At 69.9% G+C, this 16,683-nt stretch carries 14 protein-coding genes; 6 read left to right on the forward strand and 8 right to left on the reverse strand.

Going from position 1 to position 16,683, the window contains the following annotated elements:
- Window positions 1–106 precede the first annotated feature (106 nt).
- The gene (locus ACFW22_RS34385; RefSeq protein ID WP_386412371.1) at window positions 107–1,363 is read left to right on the forward strand and encodes a transcriptional regulator; all 1,257 of its coding nucleotides are present in this window, start codon (window positions 107–109) and stop codon (window positions 1,361–1,363) included.
- A gap of 94 nt (window positions 1,364–1,457) precedes the next feature.
- Here the strand turns inward: ACFW22_RS34385 and ACFW22_RS34390 are convergent, their stop codons facing one another.
- From ACFW22_RS34390 to ACFW22_RS34405, 4 genes are all read right to left on the reverse strand, one after another.
- Window positions 1,458–2,162 carry an HNH endonuclease gene (locus tag ACFW22_RS34390; protein WP_386412373.1) on the reverse strand — a complete coding sequence of 235 codons (705 nt, stop codon included), beginning with the start codon at window positions 2,160–2,162 and terminating at the stop codon, window positions 1,458–1,460.
- 31 nt (window positions 2,163–2,193) lie between these two features.
- A complete protein-coding gene (locus ACFW22_RS34395; protein WP_386412401.1) occupies window positions 2,194–3,138 on the reverse strand; it encodes a DNA adenine methylase in 945 nt (314 codons plus the stop codon).
- 1,347 nt (window positions 3,139–4,485) lie between these two features.
- Window positions 4,486–5,910 carry a hypothetical protein gene (locus ACFW22_RS34400; RefSeq protein WP_386412376.1) on the reverse strand — a complete coding sequence of 475 codons (1,425 nt, stop codon included), beginning with the start codon at window positions 5,908–5,910 and terminating at the stop codon, window positions 4,486–4,488.
- 633 nt (window positions 5,911–6,543) lie between these two features.
- The gene (locus ACFW22_RS34405) at window positions 6,544–7,344 is read right to left on the reverse strand and encodes a helix-turn-helix domain-containing protein (protein WP_386412378.1); all 801 of its coding nucleotides are present in this window, start codon (window positions 7,342–7,344) and stop codon (window positions 6,544–6,546) included.
- An 86-nt stretch (window positions 7,345–7,430) separates the two neighbouring features.
- On the opposite strand from ACFW22_RS34405, the gene ACFW22_RS34410 reads away from it, so the two are divergent.
- Both ACFW22_RS34410 and ACFW22_RS34415 read left to right on the forward strand, forming a co-directional pair.
- On the forward strand, window positions 7,431–7,868 hold the full coding sequence (locus tag ACFW22_RS34410) for a hypothetical protein (protein ID WP_386412380.1): 438 nt from the start codon (window positions 7,431–7,433) through the stop codon (window positions 7,866–7,868).
- A complete protein-coding gene (locus ACFW22_RS34415; RefSeq protein WP_386412383.1) occupies window positions 7,865–8,890 on the forward strand; it encodes an NAD(P)-dependent alcohol dehydrogenase in 1,026 nt (341 codons plus the stop codon). Before ACFW22_RS34410 ends, ACFW22_RS34415 begins: the two co-directional genes overlap by 4 nt.
- Before the next feature lie 600 nt (window positions 8,891–9,490).
- On the opposite strand, the gene ACFW22_RS34420 is transcribed toward ACFW22_RS34415, so the two are convergent.
- Window positions 9,491–9,874, reverse strand: coding sequence for a DUF6479 family protein (locus ACFW22_RS34420; RefSeq protein ID WP_384871553.1), 384 nt, complete (start codon window positions 9,872–9,874; stop codon window positions 9,491–9,493).
- A gap of 129 nt (window positions 9,875–10,003) precedes the next feature.
- Here ACFW22_RS34420 and ACFW22_RS34425 point away from each other — a divergent pair, with 129 nt between their 5' ends.
- Window positions 10,004–10,513, forward strand: a complete 510-nt coding sequence (locus ACFW22_RS34425) for a SigE family RNA polymerase sigma factor (RefSeq protein ID WP_386412386.1) — start codon at window positions 10,004–10,006, stop codon at window positions 10,511–10,513.
- Window positions 10,514–10,558: 45 nt separating this feature from the next.
- Window positions 10,559–11,875: a hypothetical protein gene (locus tag ACFW22_RS34430; RefSeq protein WP_386412388.1), complete on the forward strand. Its 1,317-nt coding sequence runs from the start codon at window positions 10,559–10,561 to the stop codon at window positions 11,873–11,875.
- A 199-nt stretch (window positions 11,876–12,074) separates the two neighbouring features.
- Here the strand turns inward: ACFW22_RS34430 and ACFW22_RS34435 are convergent, their stop codons facing one another.
- Entirely contained in the window at window positions 12,075–13,766 is a 1,692-nt protein-coding gene (locus tag ACFW22_RS34435) for a bifunctional 3'-5' exonuclease/DNA polymerase (protein ID WP_386412391.1), read from the reverse strand.
- A gap of 165 nt (window positions 13,767–13,931) precedes the next feature.
- Window positions 13,932–15,176 (reverse strand): LuxR C-terminal-related transcriptional regulator, encoded by a 1,245-nt coding sequence (locus tag ACFW22_RS34440; protein ID WP_386412393.1) that lies wholly within the window; start codon window positions 15,174–15,176, stop codon window positions 13,932–13,934.
- A gap of 211 nt (window positions 15,177–15,387) precedes the next feature.
- On the opposite strand from ACFW22_RS34440, the gene ACFW22_RS34445 reads away from it, so the two are divergent.
- Window positions 15,388–16,314, forward strand: a complete 927-nt coding sequence (locus ACFW22_RS34445) for an NADP-dependent oxidoreductase (RefSeq protein WP_386412396.1) — start codon at window positions 15,388–15,390, stop codon at window positions 16,312–16,314.
- Window positions 16,315–16,427: 113 nt separating this feature from the next.
- On the opposite strand, the gene ACFW22_RS34450 is transcribed toward ACFW22_RS34445, so the two are convergent.
- Window positions 16,428–16,683: hypothetical protein (locus ACFW22_RS34450; RefSeq protein ID WP_386412398.1), on the reverse strand; the 256-nt coding region annotated here is incomplete at its 5' end.

A 16,683-nucleotide genomic window follows, 5' to 3' on the forward strand; every position in this document is an offset into this window, starting at 1 on the left:
GCTCCGTATGCTGATACGCCGAGCGACGAGCCGTTATCGCTGGGACGGCCGCCCCACCACCCGGCGCCTCAAGTGATCCATTCGCCGGTCGGTCTTAGCCCGGCTCATGCGCGAACGCGGTGCGGAGATGGGCCTGCCACTGGCCACGAACCGGACGACGGTCTGGAAGTGGGAGCAGGGACAGGCACCCGACGCGGACGCGCAACGGGTGCTCGCCGACCTGCTGGGCGTCCCCGAGGACCACGTACGCTCGGTGCCCTGGCCGCGGTGGCTGCCAGCCTGGGAGTCGACGGCCCTGGCGGCCCCGTGGACTCCGGCCGGCACCGTGAAGGTATTCGCTGATCTTGTCAGGAGCGGCCACATGGATCGTCGCGGCTTCCTGTCAATCACCGGCGTCGCGCTGACGGGAGTTGCCGCCAACTGGGCAGCCGCCCCAGAGGCGTTCGCCTCGGCAATCGACGGCGACCGTGTCACCGACGCGATGGTGACCACCATCGAAGCGCGCGTGGACACCCTCCGTACGCTCGACGATCAGATGGGCGGCGCCCGCCTCCTGGACCAGGCCACCAGCGATCTCGCACTGATCACCAGTCTTCTCGACCACGGGCGCTACACCGACGCCATCGAGCACCGCCTGTACGCCACGGCGGCCCGGGTGTCGTACCTCGCCGGTTGGATGGCCTACGACAAGGGCCTCCGTTCCCTCGGCCAGCGCTACTACGTCGGCGCCCTCCGCAGCGCCCACAGCGCCCAGGACGACGGCTTCGGAGCCTTCATCCTCGCCGAGATGGGCGTCCACATCTCCGACTCCGGCGACACGGCCGCACGTGTGAAGCTGATCGACACCGCCATCGGCAACGCCCCCTCGGCCCTACCGCCTGCGGCGACCTCGTACCTCTACCTCCACCAGGCGGAGGCCCTGTCCCGAGACACCCAGCACGAGGCGGCCGGCAAGTCGCTCAACAGGGCCTACGACCTGTGGGGCGGCCACCGCGAAGGCGACCGCCCCGACTGGCTCGGCTGGTACGGCGAGGCCCAACTCAAGTCCACCGAGGGCAAGATCATGCTCCGCTCCGGCTTCCCCGAGCGCGCCACCAGCGCCCTCGCGGTCGCGGTGGACCAAGCGGTACCGCGCGACCGGGCCGTACGCTCCGGACGCCTCGCCACAGCACGACTGGCAGCCCGAGACCTCGACGGCGCTCTCGATGCCGCCAACGTCGGTCTGGAACTGCTGGAGAACCGCGTCCGCTCCGACCGGGCACACGTCCGGCTGACCAAGTTCAGCCGCTACCTCGAACCGCACTCCGCAGTGCCGGCCGTGCGAGAGTTCCGCGACCGCCTCCGGGCTCTCCCCGCTGGCTGACGCAGGGTGAACTGGCGCGTATGGACGTCCAACCGATCCTGATGCCTCGCGATCGCATCACAAGGTCGCTACAGCGCTTTGGCGGGCGTGACCGCTACCTGTCGGCGTCGCGCAGTCGTTGCAAGGCTAGTTCAGCGGCGGACTTGCCCGAACTCGCGGCTTCCGACATAAGCGCGTCGATCACGGGCACGTCGTCGCCGCGAGCTGTGATCGCTAGTCGTCGTTCCTCGGCCGTGGCAACGTGCTTATAGTTCGTGGGGTCGTGCCAGTAGCACGTCTTGCACGTTGACGGGTCGCGTACTTCCCAGTTTGCACACGTCTCGCAGGACATGGACTTGCCTCGGTTGTCCGAGCCGCACAGTGGCATGAAGTCCATCGTCTCAAATATGTCAGGGTCACCCCCCACATGAAACGGAATGCGGTGGTCCGCCTGCAACATGCGCGTGATGAAGACGCCCCCGCATACTGCGCATCTGTAGCCGTGTTCTTCGAACAGCTGCTTGCGGAAAGCGAGCGGGATTGGCTTGCGCTGCGCGAAGTCGGCGCTCATGGAGTCGATGAGGGTGTATTGGCTCATGCGCTTGCCATCGACGTTCACCATCATGCTCTCGATGGTGAAGCCCGCGTCCTTGAGGTCGCGAATCGCACGCGGCGGGTGGTCGTAGCCGACCGCTTGCAGGTCACCCGTAGTGACGCTGCCCTTGTCGAGTAGGAACTCAAGCGCCTTCTGCGCGCGCTTCGACGTCCGCACCTCGGCGGCCCAGGCCAGAAAAGCGGGTGAGTAGTTAGAGTCAGCCACCCAGACACTCTATGCGAGGGTGGCTGTCCGGTCAGGCGATAAGAGACTTCGTGCCACCCAGGCGCTGGACCAGCGCAGGCGACAGGTACAGGGACTCGACGGTCACGTCGGTGCCGCCGCTGAGTGTGGACTGTGCCGACCGGCCGGCCAAGAGGTGCAGGTGCGTCAGTTCGAGGTCGGCGCTCAGTGCCTCGCCGTACTTGTTGTCCGGACGGATAACGTCGTACGACACCATGTATGACACGCCGTTGGCGTTCGCCTCACGCAGCACCCGCTCGAAGTCGCCGCGCACGAGGCCGGCCATGTACCTGTGGTCGGCAACGTTTGTGACGCCCTGGTACGGCGGATCCATGTAGACGACATCAGCCTGGTTCGCCTGGGTGAGTAGTGACTCGTAGGACCCAGAGCGGACTGTTGTTCCTTGCATGACCTTCGAAGTCCGGGCGAGGCGATCACGAACAGTAGCCGGCTTGGCGCCGAGCCTCCGATTGTCGGCTGATTGATTGAAAGCGCCATTCTTGCCGTACCGGACGGCACCCTTCACGATGCGATTCAGCAGGTATAGCAGGATCGCAGGGTCGAATGTCTCGTTGAACTCGGCCCGCTTCGTCAAGAAGAATGCCTTGGGGTCTTCCAGCGACTGATTCCACATCGCTTCGTATTCGTCTGCGAGGCCTGCTGGATCATCGATGATGCGCTGCCACATTGCCATGAGAGGCTCATTCACATCATTCATGACAACTTGACTTGCCATGCGTGCGTACCTTGAGGCGATGCTAATTGCAGCAGACCCGGCGAACGGTTCCACTAGCGTCGCCGTGTCTGACGGTAGAAATCGAAGCACGGCGTGAGCCAGTGCGCGCTTGCTGCCTTGGTATGGGAACGGGTGAGGCGTGTTCGTCAAGGCGGGCAGTCGCCCTGGCTTGAGGGTCAGGAATCCGTCCGATCCAGCTTCGGTAAGGTCCAGGAGGTTCATCACGTGTGCAATGATAGTGTATAGCGCCGCGAATGTCGACTCTGAATTGGTAGGCAATTTCCATGCTGCGGGGGCCTCGCGCTGTGGAATTCGTACGGTCTATCGAAGAGCGCGCCGATTTGCTGCAGTGGGTAGATCTTGCGGTATCGGCTCGCTTGGCGCAAAGGGCTCGGACCGCCCTACCCTGTGCTGCCGGGGTGTCGAATGTGGCTGTGGCAGCGGAGCTTGATCTGACTACGGAACCGGGCGGCAGGTGGCGCTCACGGGGTTCGCGGATCGGCGGCTGGCGGACCAGGTGGATGAGTCGCGGCCAGGTCGGTCTAACTCGGACCTGATGCTGTCCGAGGCTGAGCGGTGGAGTTGACGCGACTGGGGTGGCGCGAAGGTGGTGCAATTCCTGAGGGCGTGGGTGAAGATTGCGCTCCGTCGTGTGGAGGGCGGCACGAATAAGGGGATTGCTGCAGAACTCTTGGCATCGCCCATGAAATGGTGAATCGATGGTGGTCGAGGTCTATCCGCCTGTGGCTAGACGGGCCCAATGATGAGTCCCGGACGGGCCCGTCACCCTTGATTCACCTCGACCGGGTCGAAGACATCCTCGTGGCGCCAAGGGAGTCCATGCCAGGCGTAGACGGCCCATTGGTCGCGAGCCTTGATGGTGGGGCATTCGGGACTGCCGAAAACTATGATCAGGCGGATCTAGAAATGATTCGGCCTCAAGTCGTATCCGTAGGATCTTTCTAAGATCTCTGCCGAGCCGCAGTTGGTCAATAAATTCGTCGACGTCGACAGCTTGCAGTGCAACCCACGCGAGAAAGTTGTGATGTTGTGTGCGCCGAAAAGGAGTTCAAAATCCAGGCGCTGAATTGCCCCAGCTAGGGCTGTCGCTGATTTCCGGTATGCCTCAGCGGTGCATGTGGGACTCGCGCCGGGGTGGAATTGGCAGAATGTTCGCTGCTTTCGATATAGTCGGTGGCGTCGTCTTATCGGAACTCCATGGCCGCCGCTGAGGTATCGAGTTCGCGAAGGTCCTGCCGCAGATCGACTAAGCCGTGCCCCTGGGGCTCGACATGTTCCGAGGGTATTGCGGCATTCGCAATACCGCCGAGATCCAAGCCTGGCTGGGGAAGAATCCGTGCTTCCGCTCTCACCCTCAACGGCTCCTGGGGTGACCTTCGAATTTCCGGCAATTGGGCGCTGGATATTTTCCCATCCAGAGGAAGCGCCCCAAGGCGGCAACGCGGAAGAATCGAAGTCCGGGGATCTTTCGCCTGTTTCGGTCTCGCCCAAGGTGCGACGCCGGCATCAGCTCGGTGTTGGAGTGCCTCGTGGGGTTCCAGTTTCTCCTCAGCGGGAACCCCACGAGCCGCGGTGCGCTTCAGGGCCGTGCGGGCTCCAGCCGTTCAGGTAGGGCGCCAGCTCCTCGGGCTTGGGTTCGCGAGCGGTGGGCATGGCGGGTAGACGGGTCAGTGGGTCGAGGCTCTGAACGTACCGGCGCGCCCAGGTCAGCCAGCGTTGTGCCGAGTCCGCCGCCGCCTCGTCTTCCCCGGCCGCCTCTTCCAGCCGACGCTCCAGGGCATTGCAGTACGCGGTCAGGCTTGCCGCTTCCTGCCACTGGCCCGCCTGCGCACGGAGTACCTCGGCATATTGCTCCTGGGCGGCCAGTTCCTTCGCCTTCTCCATGGCCGCCCGCCAGCGGACCTCGCGCTCGGCCTTCGCCCGCTCTTCGTCCGCCTTCCGCTGGGCGTCCTCTACGGCGCGGGTCTCGATCTCTCGGAGCACTGCTCCCAGGATGTCCTCCAGCACCCAGCGCTTGCGATCGGCCCAGCGGGACTGCCGGCTGGATCGGCTGTAGCCGAGTTCGATCACGAGGCTCTTCGAGCGCTCCGGATCGGTGGACTGGGGAGACTCCTGCTGGATCGTGACGGTGTAGGTGAAGCCGTTCACGAACAGGTCCAGTTCGCCCTCACGGAGGGAGTAGCTGGAGGGGTGGTGCCGCCCGTCGTACGTGGTGTAGGCGCGGCTGCGCCGGCGGGAGGGGACTTCATGCTCCTTTACCTTGTGCCCTCGACGTATTGCCTCGGCCGCGAGGCCCTGGAGCAGCAGCAACGATCGGCGGCGCAGCGGTGCGGGCATGACGAGTCGGCCCTCGTCATCTCTCAGTGCGGCCACGACCGGATGCGGAGAGCGCAACTGAGTGGGTACGTGGACGGGCGGCGCCTCGTCCGGTCTCTGTCGCAGCGAGTTGGGGTGTGGCCCCTCGACCAGAGAGATCTGCAGGTCGCGATTCCACATGCGGAGACTTTCGATGCGCCTGCCCTCAGGGATGAGGCTGTGGCGCTTCGCGTAGTCGATCAGGCGTCGCCACTCCGTCACCGTGGCGTCGTCGGGCTTGGTGAAGGTGACCCGTCTGTCCGTAACGAGTCGCTCGATGAGCTCCTTCGCCTTGGTCCGACGGGCGAGTGCCACTGGCCTGTCGGCGTAGGACGCGGAGCGCGTACCACCTGCCGCCTTCTCTCTGGCGGTCTTGTTTTCCCCGGCATGCGCGGGGTCGTCCGGGTGATGGCCGTGCTGGATGTAGAAGGTGCCGGCCTCGGTGACCTTGGCATCCACCTCACTCCCGCTGCGTTTGATCGTCACCAGCCCTCGGTCGCGCAGCGCGTAGGCCGTGCGGAACGCACCGGGGTCCCAGGGCTCCTCGGACTCCTTGCCGTTCGCGAGCCGGCCGAGCAGGGCGAGCTGTCGTTCGTTCAGGGGAGACCAGCGATGCATGGAAACAGCTCACCCCGGAGCCGGGCCTGGGGCAATGACTCGTACGGGTGGTCGCTTCTGGCAGCATCGGAGACCTGCGGGTTTGCGGTCGCCAGACGCTCTGCCTGCGTGAGCGCTGCGTGAGCGGACTGGGTGGCACGAGGGAGGACCCGGCGTCACGGTGATCACGGCCGCAAGCCTCTGATCGGCGAAAGCGGGATTCGGCGGCACGGCGCAGCACCACCCGGGATGATCTTGCGGGCCCTCGTAATGCGTAGGTCTCGGGTTCGAATCCCGAAGGCGGCTCAGAGAAACCCCAGGTCACATCACCCGTGACCTGGGGTTTTCTGTTGCCGGGGCATGACGGGTCACACGGCCGGGGTGCCGAGACTTCGCTCGCGTGAGCGATGCCTGAGCGGAGCCGCGCGGGAACCCACTTCTCCCGTCTGCTCCCGCTGGGCGACCTGCCCGTGCGTCCACACGAGCGCCTTCGACTTGTGCACGGGATCGATCTCGACGTGGGCCGCCGGGTTGAACGCGACATCACGGGTTCGATCCCCGTAGTGGGTCCGGCGTTCCCGGGTGACCGCCGGTGTCATCGCAGGGGCTGAGCGCGAGGTGGTCTCCACCGCGGGGTGTGCGACGGTGCCGCCCTCAGACGGTGGTGATGCGCTCGGCACGGGCCTGCAGGATCTCGGCGGTTGCGGCGTCGGCGGGCAGGAAGGCCTCCAGGTGGAGTTCGGCCAGCGAGACGTCGTCGGTGGTGGCGATCGACATCAGCGTGGTGATCAGGCGCAGCTCGCCTTCCTCGGTGCGCAGGCGCAGCGGGACGGCGAATCCGACGTAGTCGGGGCTCGGCGCGGTCGGCGGCAGGTAGCCCTCCAACTCGATGAGCAGCTGTTCGAGTTCGGGATCGGGGCTGAGCCTGGAGCGGACCCGCAGCGCCTCCGTGATGTGACGGCCCCACTCGGGGAGGTTGACCACCCGGCGGGCCATCCCGTCCGGATGCAGGGCCAAGCGCCGCACGTTCACCGGTTCGCGCAGCAGCTCCGGTGGGGCGCCTTCGAGGAACAGGGCGAAGGCGGCGTTCGTCTCGATCACCCGGCCCAGCGCGTCCACGATCAGCGCCGGATACGCGAGGTGGCCGTCGAGGACGCTGCGCAGCGCCGACCGCATCGGCGCCAGGTGCGGTGCGTCCCAGTCGGACTCTGCGTACACGGGGGCGTAACCCGCCGTCAGCAGCAGCGCGTTGCGCTCCCGCAGCGACAGCCCGAGCGACTCGGCCAGCCGTAGCACCACGGTGCGCCCGGGGCGGGACCGGCCCTGTTCGAGGTAGCTCACATAGCGCTGTGTGGTATCCGCGCGGATCGCCAGATCCAGTTGGCTGAGCCGGCGGCTGCCACGCCAGCGGCGCAGTTCCCGGGCGAACAGCCCTGCTTCCGTCACGGTCGTCATGGTGTCAATGAACAACGCGGCCCGGACACTTCGCCATTCCCTGCGGGGAATCGCGCGTCCCCCGGCCGCGCCGCAGACTTCCCGACATGAGCCACGAACCCACTGACGCCGAACTGAAGCAGTTGATCGACCGCTGGATCGCCCAGTGGAACGAGCCCGAGGCGGAACGGCGCCGACGCCTGATCCGCGAGGTCTGGTCCGAGGGCGGCCACCAGGTGCTCGTCAACCCGCCCGAGGGCATCCGCGACACCGCCGCGGCGTACGGCCTCCCGTTCCCGGCCGTCGAGGTCCGCGGCCACGACGCCATGTACCAGCGGGTCACCCGGGCCTACGAGATGTTCGTCGCCTCCGGCGAATTCGTGTTCGAGCAGGAGGGGGAGGTGATCCGGCACGCGGGCGCCGCAGTGGCGCTGACCTGGGTGATGCGCTCGCGGCGGGACGGGAGCGTGGCCGGCTCCGGCCTCGAAGTGCTGGCCTTCGACGCCGACGGGCGGGTCCGCTCCGACCACGAGTACGTCGCGTGAGCGGCGCGACGAACTCCGTCGCCTACCACCTGGACCCGCTGTCGTCGCAGCTCTTCGGCCTGGTCGCGCGGCCGCGACCGATCCCGGAACCCGGCCCGGACCAGGTCTTGGTTCGGGTGCGGGCGGCCTCGTTGAACCGCCGTGACCTGATGCTGATGGACGGCACCTACCCGGTCCCCACCGCACCCGGAGTCGTCCCGCTCTCCGACGGCGTCGGCGAGGTCGTCGGGGTGGGTGCGAACGTGACCCGGGTCGCGGTCGGCGACCGGGTCACCTCGACCTACTTCCTGCACTGGATCGACGGACCGCAGCGGCTGTCCCTGGTGCGGGAGCAGTTCGGTGCCAACCACGACGGATGGCTGGCCGAACACCTGTTGATGCACCAGGACTCTGCGGTCCGGGTGCCCGAACACCTCACCGATGCCGAAGCGGCGAGTCTGCCCTGCGCCGGCCTTGTCGCGTGGTCGGCGCTGGCCCGGCCGCTGCCGGTCGAGCCGGGTGCCACCGTGGTGACCGTCGGCACCGGTACCGTCGCGCTGTCCGCGGTGCAGTTCGCCCGCATCCACGGGGCCCGGGTCATTTCGGTGACCTCCAGCCCCGAAAAGGCGCAGCGGCTGCAGGAACTCGGCGCCGACGAGACCGTAGACCGGACGGAGGTGCCCGACTGGGAGCGCGTGGTTCTGGACCTCACCGATGGCGAGGGCGCCGAGCACATCGTCGACGCGGTGGGTCTGGAGACCCTGCCGAAGTCGATCGCCGCGGGCGCCTACAACGCTCAGGTCACCCTGATCGGTGCCTTCCCCGGCGGGGAGCCGGTCACCGATCCGTTCGCGGGCCGGTACCTGTCGATCCGCCGGATCGCGGTCGGCAGCCGCACCGACTTCGAGGCGATGAACCGGGCGATCGTCGCACACGGCACTCGCCCGGTGGTCGACCGGGTCTTCGGGTTCGACGAAGCCGCCGACGCCTACCGGTACTTCCGGGACGGCAGGCCCTTCGGCAAGGTGGTCATCCAGCGCTAGCGGTGACACCGCGTGAGGCCCGACAAGGGGGCAGTGCCCGCCATCGCAGCGGTGGCGGGCACTGCCCGTCCGTCTCGCCTGAGCTTGAACCGAGCCCGGGGCGCTCCACGCTACGCGGCGCCCCGGCTCACCGGCCCGTATGCGGTGGCTCTTGGTGACGACCGGACCGCGGTCGCCGGGCTCGGTGACTTCCCGGCACGCACTTCTGGAGCAGAGCTGCACCGGCGAGGGTGGGCGATGCGCGAGCGGACGGTGCGGCATGAGCCGTGACGAGCCGTACCGCACATCACGGAGACCATGGCCCGACCAGGTGGTTCCGGACGCCGAGGCGCCGTCCGGAACGACTCGGCACGTCTTGGACGGCCCTCGTGATGCGTGGGTCTCGGGTTCGAATCCCGAAGGCGGCTCGTTCTGGAACCCCAGGTCGGACTCTTCTGACCTGGGGTTTCGTCGTTCGGCGGACACGGCGCCGGAGCCGAGGTCCTGCCGTGCGTGTGGCCGTGGTCCCGGCCGGGTGCTGCGGGCTTCGGGAGCGTGCGGCCAGGGCCGAAGGGGAACGCGCCCCCTTCGTGGGCCGGTGCGTTCCGCTTCCTTCGGTGGTCAGTCGCCGTGCCCCGTGCCGCCGCTGCCGAAGCCTCCGCTGGAGATCCCGCCCCACTTGCGCTTCTCCTCGCTCGGCGGGTCGGTGGAGGTTTCCGTGCCGGAGCCCTTGAGCTGGTACGGCATGAGCCGGTGCTCGCCGTCGGTGTGCGGCATCTCCGCCGGCTTGCGGTACTCGGAGGTTTCCCCGGGCAGTGCTCCGCTGTCGGGCCGGTGCGGCTGTTCCTCCGGTTTGGGTGGTGCGGACTCGCGGTCGCGGACCCGGAAGCCCAGCCAGACGGCTCCGATGAGGACGGCGACGATGATGAGACCGCCGAGGACCTGGGCCAGGCCTGACTGCCAAACTCCAGCGGCCAGGGTGTCTGCTGCGCTGAGAGTGTTCATACTTCAGGATTACCCGATTCCGCTTCTTTGGACGCGTTGAGCGGGAATCCCTTGAAACATTTCCCGGGCCCCGTCGCGTCAGTGAGGTGTACAGCGACCACGCCACGTGACCGTGAGGAAAGGAGGGGCATGAGAAAGCCCCGCGCGGACGAGTTCTTGGAGTTCGCTGCCGCACGTACGGGCCATCTGTTCCGCTCTGCATGCTTGCTGACCAGCGGCGACACCCACCTGGCCGAGGACCTCACGCAGGAGACGCTCGGCCGGATGTACGCCCTCTGGGGCCGGAGGTCACGGATCGGGAACCCCGCCGCATACGCCCAGACCGTACTCGTCCGCACCTTCCTCAGCCACCAGCGGCGCCGCTCGGCCACCGAGCGCCCCCTCGGCGAACTGCCCGATCGCGTCCGCCAGGACGGTGAGGACCCGGCACTGCGGATCGCCCTGTTCGACGCGCTGGCCGGTCTCGCACCGAAGTACCGGGCCGTCGTCGTGCTGCGGTACTGGGAGGACCGCAGCATCGAAGAGACCGCCGACGCCCTGAACGTCAGCTCCGCCACGGTGCGCACCCGCTCGACACGGGCACTGGCGAAGCTCCGGGAGCACCTCGGAGACAGCATCACCGAGCTCGTCGCCCGCTGACCACCCCTGCTTCTTTCCTCACTGACCGGAGACGGTGATTTCGGCATGCCCCAGAACGAACGATCCCAGAACGAACGATCTCAGAACGATGACGTCCCGCACGGGCGTTTCGAGGAGGAGCTCGGAGCGATCCTCCGCAGTGCCGGTGACGGCTTCGAGGTCGATGACCGGCGCGAGCTGGTCGCGGGCGGGCTCCAGCGCGGCCGGCGCCGCCTGGTGCGCCGTCGTCTCGCGGTGACCGGTGGCGTCCTCGCGCTCGCGGCCGTCGGCGTCGGCGGCGTGTACGGGGGCTCGCTGCTCGGCCCCGCCGGACGGGTGACGACCGCCTCCGTGGCCGCGCCCCCCCAGGCCACGGGCACCGAGGAACCGGCGAAGCCGTTGCCCTTCACCGTGGAGATCCCGTTGAAGGACATCGCCGCCGTCCTCCAGGCCCACACTCCGGCCGGCCAGTGGCAGTTCGACGGCCTGGAGGGCACGGGCCAGGCCCTCGCCGGCGTCTACGACGACGGCGAGGGCAAGGCGGGCGTCACCGTCGGCCTCTACCGGGCCGGGGAGGGCTCCGAGGCCGGGGAGAACCAGATCACCTGCCCCGACGAGGTGGTCGTCCCGGTCGACGGCTGCAGCACCGGGACACTGCCGGGTGGCGACCGGTTCATGATCTTCCAGGGGTACGAGTACTCCGACAAGCGCGATGGGACCAAGAACTGGTCGGCGGTCCTGCTCACCAAGGACGGGTTCCTGATCGACGTCGACGAGTACAACGCCCCCGCCGAGAAGGGCACCGAGGCCACCCGGGAGAACCCGCCCTTCACTCCTGCTCAGCTCAAGGCGCTCATCGCGGCGGACGCCTGGCGTCCGCTCCTCGACCAGTTCCCCGCGCTTCCGACGGGGCCCGGGACCGGCACCGGCGGGAGCCGGCCGACCACCGCGCCGGAACAGGCCGCCGTCCAGGCCACCCTGCGTTCCCTCCTGACCCAGGACCTCACCATCACGCACACTGCCGGCGAGGGCAGCCACGGGTACGTGGTGGTCGACGACGGCAAGGGCAAGAGCCTCGTCGCCGTCGACGTGCAGCCCGCCGCCGGGGAGGCGGTCGCCGGGCTCTTCACCGGTGACGGCGTGGTGATCCTGCCCGACGGCACCAAGGTCACGTACGCCCAGCAGCCGGGGGAGAAGGGTGGCGAGGGGGTCGTCTGGTGGAAGGTCGACACCCTGAGCCCGGAGGGCTTCCGGGTCATCGTCTCCGCCTACAACGCGGGTTCCCTGCACGAGGCCGCCACGCGTCCCGAACCCGCGCTCTCCATGGAGCAGTTGAAGGAGCTCGCGCTGAGCCCGAAGTGGAAGAACCTGCCCCTGAAGTAGCCGGCGGTCGCGAGGCGTCCGACGGTGCGGGGACCTCCCGTGCCGCCGGACGCCGGTGCCGCCGGACGCCCGTGGCGCCCTTTCGCCGCCCGCCCGCCAGCGCCCCGGAACCACAGGACGTCCGCTCCGTGCGGCCCGGAGGAGTGTCTTCCGGGCCGCAGGGTCTGCTGCGCGTCCGCGTCCCTGTCGCCCGCCCGTCCTACTTCGCGTCCGCGTACCGCTCGACCGTCGCCGTCGTGAACGGGAACCGCACCGGCGTCTCCCCGAAGGTGATCCGACCCGCTTCGTCCCCGGCCGCCCGGATCGCGGCCGTCACCGCTTCCGCCTCCTCCGCAGGACAGTGCACGATCACCTCGTCGTGCTGGAAGAACACCAGCTCCGCCCGCATCCCCGCGAGGGATCGCCGCAGCGCGGCCAGCATCAGCAGCGCCCAGTCGGCTGCGCTGCCCTGTACGACGAAGTTGCGGGTGAACCGGCCCCGGGCCCGGGCGTTTCCCGAGGCGTACCCCGGGACGAACGCGCCCTCCTCCGGGGCTCCTTCCCCGCCCTCCTGCGGAAGCCCCGCCTCCTCGTCGGCGTCCGGGCCCACGGCCCGCGGGCTGGTCCTGCCCAGCCAGGTCCGCACCAGCCGGCCCTCCTCGCCTGCCTTCGCCGCCTCGTCGACATAGGCCACCGCCCGGGGGAAGCGGCGCCGCAGCGCCGCCAGGTTCTTCAGGCCGTCGCCGCTGGTCTGCCCGTAGATCGCGCCGAGCAGCGCCAGCTTGGCGTGGGCCCGGTCGCCGGAGAAGGCCCGGTCGGAGAGCCGGCCGTACAGGTCGTCGGGGTGCCCCGCGACCTCCATCAGACCGGGGTCGCGGGAGATCGCGGCCAGGACGCGCGGCTCCATCTGGTCGGCGTCGGCGACCACCAGCCGCCAGCCCTCGTCGGCGACCACCGCCCGTCGGATCACCTTCGGGATCTGCAGCGCCCCGCCCCCGTTGGTCGTCCAGCGTCCGCTGACCGTGCCGCCGGGCAGGTACTCCGGGCGGAAGCGGCCGTCCCGCACCCAGTCGGACAGCCACGACCAGCCGTGTGCCGTCCAGATGCGGTACAGCTTCTTGTACGCGATCAGCGGTTCCACCGCCGGATGGTCCACTTCCGACAGTTCCCAGCGGCGCGTGGACTTCAGCCGCACGCCGGCCCCCGCGAAGGCCTTCACCACGTCGGCGGGCAGGTCGGGCCGGACCCGGCGGCCGAACGCCGCCGACACCTCGTCCGCGAGCTCGGCCAGGCGGCGCGGCTCGCCGCCGCCGGCGTACCGCTCGCCGAGGAGCTCTCCCAGCAGCTCGCGGTGCACGTCCGCCCGCCACGGCAGCCCGGCCCGGTGCATCTCGGCCGCCACCAGCATTCCTGCCGACTCGGCCGCCGTGAGCAGTCGCATCCTGCCCGGGTGCGCGGTCCGGCCGTGGCGCCGCAACTGCTCGGCGTAGACCGCGAGGAGGCCGTCGAACGGTACGGAGACACTCGGTCGGGGCTCGAAGAGCGAGTCCTGGGAGCCGGGCTCGGCGGCCCGCTGGGGCGGATCCGGTGGCACGGGGGCGTTCTGCAGGCGCGCCCAGGCCGCGGCGGCCGAGCGCGGTTCGCCCAGCCGGCCCTCGTGACCGAGGAGGAGTTGCTCGGCGTCCTCGACGTCGTAGCACCGCTCGACGCGGACGCCGGCGGAGAGCAGCCGCGGATACACCTCGGCCGTCGACCGCCACACCCAGCGGGTCACCTCGGGTCTGGACCGCACGGCCTCGGCGAGGTCCCGCTCGCGCCGCACCGGCCCGGAGGGCAGTCCGTCCGGACCGAGGGGGACGAGTAGTGCTCCGTTCCCCTCGGCCTCGGCGGCCAGCGCCCACCTGTCGCTCATGCCTTCGAGTCTGGCACCCGCCACTGACACCGCCCGGGACGCGGGCGGTGCGTACGGGTGGTCCGACCCGGACGGGTACACACGGCCGAACGGGCGCCGGACCGAACGGGCGACGCGCCCCCGAACGGGCGCCGCCCCCGCGGCACGGGGTCCGGTCCGACCGGGTCAGGCCGCCGCGTGGAAGAGGGCGGCGGCCTGGCCGCGGGAGTCGACGCCCAGCTTGTTGAGGATGTTCGCGACGTGGAACTTCACCGTCGACTCGCTGATGTGCAGCTCCTCCGCGATCCGCCGGTTCCGGTGCCCCTGCGCCAGGTGCTGGAGGACCTGCACCTCGCGGTCGCCGAGCCCGGTCAGCGGGTGGACCGCCTCGACGGGGGCCTCCGGGGTCGAGAGGGGGATCACCGCCGTGATCGTCGTGCCCCAGCCCGGGACCACGTCCGTGTCCAGCCGTCCGCCGAGCACGTCGAGCCGGTCCCGGACGGTGCCCGCACCCAGGTCGCACGGGGCGAGTGCGCCCGCGCCGTCGTCCCTGATGGAGGCGCGCAGTTCGTGCGCGGTCAGCTGCCAGCCGACGTGGACCCGGCGCACCGAGTCCTGCTCCAGGACGACCAGCAGCAGCGACCGGACGATGGCCCGGGCACTGTGCGCCACGTCCGCGGCGATGGAGCGCGTCGAGTCGGGTGCGCCCAGTTCGAGCCGCACCTTGCTGTGCCGCAGCAGGGGGCGCAGCTCGCCGGCGAGCCGTTCGAAGGCGTCCGGGGCGGGTTCCTCCGCGACCTCCCGGTCCCGCCGTTGTTCCGCCCGCATCTCGATCAGCGCGGACGCGGCCAGGTCGGTGGCGCTCGCACGGGCCGTCGTGTCGTCCAGGGCCCGGCTGCGCAGCACCCCGAGGACTCCGGAGAGCGCTGCCGCGTGCGAGGCCGTGAGCTCGGCGATCACCCGGGCCCGGGTGTCGGCCGCCGTCCGGGAGCGGGCCAGGGCGCCCGGCACGGCCTCCTTGGCGAACCGGTCGAAGTGTGCGGTGACCACGTCCCACAGGGCCTGCGCCGCGGCGAGCACGGAGGCGTCGGCCGGGGCGGCGCCGTCTTCGCGCACGAGCACGAGGACCGCTCCGCGTCGGGTGGCGTGACTGGTGACGGCGAGGACCTCGCGCTCCCGGCCGCCGATCGTCGCGCGGCCCTGCCAGGGGGTGCCGGGGACGCCGGCCGCGAGCAGGGGGGCCAGTTCGGAAGCGGTCAGCAGGTCCGTCCCGCCGAGCGTCTTGAAGGGGGAGTGGGCGCAGTGGGTGGCGAGTTCGGCCGCGTCCACGTGCGGGACGAGGGGGGCGAGGGCGGCCGAGACCTCGGGGAGGATCTTTCCGAGCGGCTGCCGGATGACCTCGTACACGGTGGCCAGCGTGAGCGCGTCCATGGAGATCAGCCTAGTGCCGGGCGGTCGGGGGCCACCCCGTCTTCCGGCCAGGTGGTACTGGCCGTCGGGAGGGCGGGGCGAGGGGGGCCGGCGGCGCAGGCTGGGCTCCGTCGAAACACGCGGAGTGCGTGGACGTGCACGCCGGGGTGCGGGATCGCGGACGTGCACGTCAGGACGTGGAACCGAGCCGAATGGTCAACGGGAGGCCCAGATGGAAGCGATCGTGTACGAGGAGTTCGGCGGCCCCGAGGTGCTGCGCCGGGCGACCGGTGTCCCCGTGCCGGAGCCGGGTCCCGGCGAGGTGCGGGTCAGGGTGGCGGCGGTCGGGGTCAACCCCTTGGACTGGAAGCGGCGTTACGGCTGGGTCGAGGACTTCTACCCGACCGCCTTCCCCGCCGTTCCCGGCCTGGAGTTCGCCGGAACCGTCGACGCGCTCGGCGAGGGCGTCACCGATCTGGCCGTCGGCGACGAGGTCCTCGGCTGGACCGAGACGGGCGCCTACGCCGAGTACGCCATCGCCGGCACCGTCGCGCCCAAGCCCGCCGGACTCTCCTGGGAGGCCGCCGCGAGCCTCCCGGTGGCGGGCGAGACCGCCCGGCGCGTCCTGGACCTGCTCCGGGTGCGGGCGGGCGAGACGTTGTTCCTGCACGGTGCGGCGGGCGTCGTCGGATCCGTCGCCGTGCAACTCGCCGTCGCTGCCGGGATCACGGTGGTGGGCAGCGCTTCGGAGGCCAACCACGGCCATCTGCGGGAGCTCGGTGCGATTCCTGTGGCGTACGGGGAGGGCTTGGCGGACCGGGTCCGTGCCGTTGCCCCGGAGGGGGTCGACGCGGTCTTCGACGCCGCCGGGCACGGCGTGCTGCCGGTCGCGATCGACCTCCTGGGCGGTGGTGACGCGGCGAAGGAGCGGATCGTGACGATCGCGGCGACCGATGCGGCGGAGCACGGGATCGTGTTCTCCGGCGTCACCGGGGAGCCGGAGGCGGTGCGGCGGGGGCTCACCGAGCAGGCCCGGCTGGCCGCGGAAGGTGGGCTTGCGGTCCGCCTGGCGGAGGTGCTTCCGCTGAAGGAGGCCGCACGGGCACAGGAGTTGAGCGAGTCGGGACACGTCCGGGGCAAGATCGTCCTGCTTCCGTAGGCGGGGCCCGGCCGGAGGGGAGGGGCCGGGGCGGTGTCGGTCGTGCCGCGTCCCGGGGTGCACGGCCTGCCGTTCCGTCGCAGGGCGGGGCGGTGACCCGGCTCCGACCCCGGTCACCGTCCCGTCGTCCCACCATGGCCGCTCGGCGCACGGGCCGCCATGCGGGGAGGGCCGACGCGGTGACCGCGCCCGCCGCCCGCGCGCCCGCCCGCCGCCGTGCCGGCCACGGCCCCGGGCGGTGAGGAGGCCACCCGCGCGGAGGGGACGTCGACTCCGGCGGCGTCCGGGCCGTCCGGGGCGGTGAGGGCCCAGCGGGTGCGGAGTTCCCGGAGCGAGCGCTTCCCCGTCCACAGCCTGTGGACGGGGAAG

The sequence above is a fragment of the Streptomyces sp. NPDC058872 genome, from assembly GCF_042743065.1.
Classification (GTDB): domain Bacteria; phylum Actinomycetota; class Actinomycetes; order Streptomycetales; family Streptomycetaceae; genus Streptomyces.

Coding starts and splice junctions, on each gene's coding strand:
- ACFW22_RS34400 (WP_386412376.1), bottom strand. CDS start 5,910: ATGCATCGCTGGTCTCCCCTGAACGAACGACAGCTCGCCCTGCTCGGC.
- ACFW22_RS34430 (WP_386412388.1), top strand. CDS start 10,559: ATGCCCCAGAACGAACGATCCCAGAACGAACGATCTCAGAACGATGAC.
- ACFW22_RS34405 (WP_386412378.1), bottom strand. CDS start 7,344: ATGACGACCGTGACGGAAGCAGGGCTGTTCGCCCGGGAACTGCGCCGC.
- ACFW22_RS34435 (WP_386412391.1), bottom strand. CDS start 13,766: ATGAGCGACAGGTGGGCGCTGGCCGCCGAGGCCGAGGGGAACGGAGCA.
- ACFW22_RS34410 (WP_386412380.1), top strand. CDS start 7,431: ATGAGCCACGAACCCACTGACGCCGAACTGAAGCAGTTGATCGACCGC.
- ACFW22_RS34420 (WP_384871553.1), bottom strand. CDS start 9,874: ATGAACACTCTCAGCGCAGCAGACACCCTGGCCGCTGGAGTTTGGCAG.
- ACFW22_RS34395 (WP_386412401.1), bottom strand. CDS start 3,138: ATGAACCTCCTGGACCTTACCGAAGCTGGATCGGACGGATTCCTGACC.
- ACFW22_RS34440 (WP_386412393.1), bottom strand. CDS start 15,176: ATGGACGCGCTCACGCTGGCCACCGTGTACGAGGTCATCCGGCAGCCG.
- ACFW22_RS34425 (WP_386412386.1), top strand. CDS start 10,004: ATGAGAAAGCCCCGCGCGGACGAGTTCTTGGAGTTCGCTGCCGCACGT.
- ACFW22_RS34445 (WP_386412396.1), top strand. CDS start 15,388: ATGGAAGCGATCGTGTACGAGGAGTTCGGCGGCCCCGAGGTGCTGCGC.
- ACFW22_RS34385 (WP_386412371.1), top strand. CDS start 107: ATGCGCGAACGCGGTGCGGAGATGGGCCTGCCACTGGCCACGAACCGG.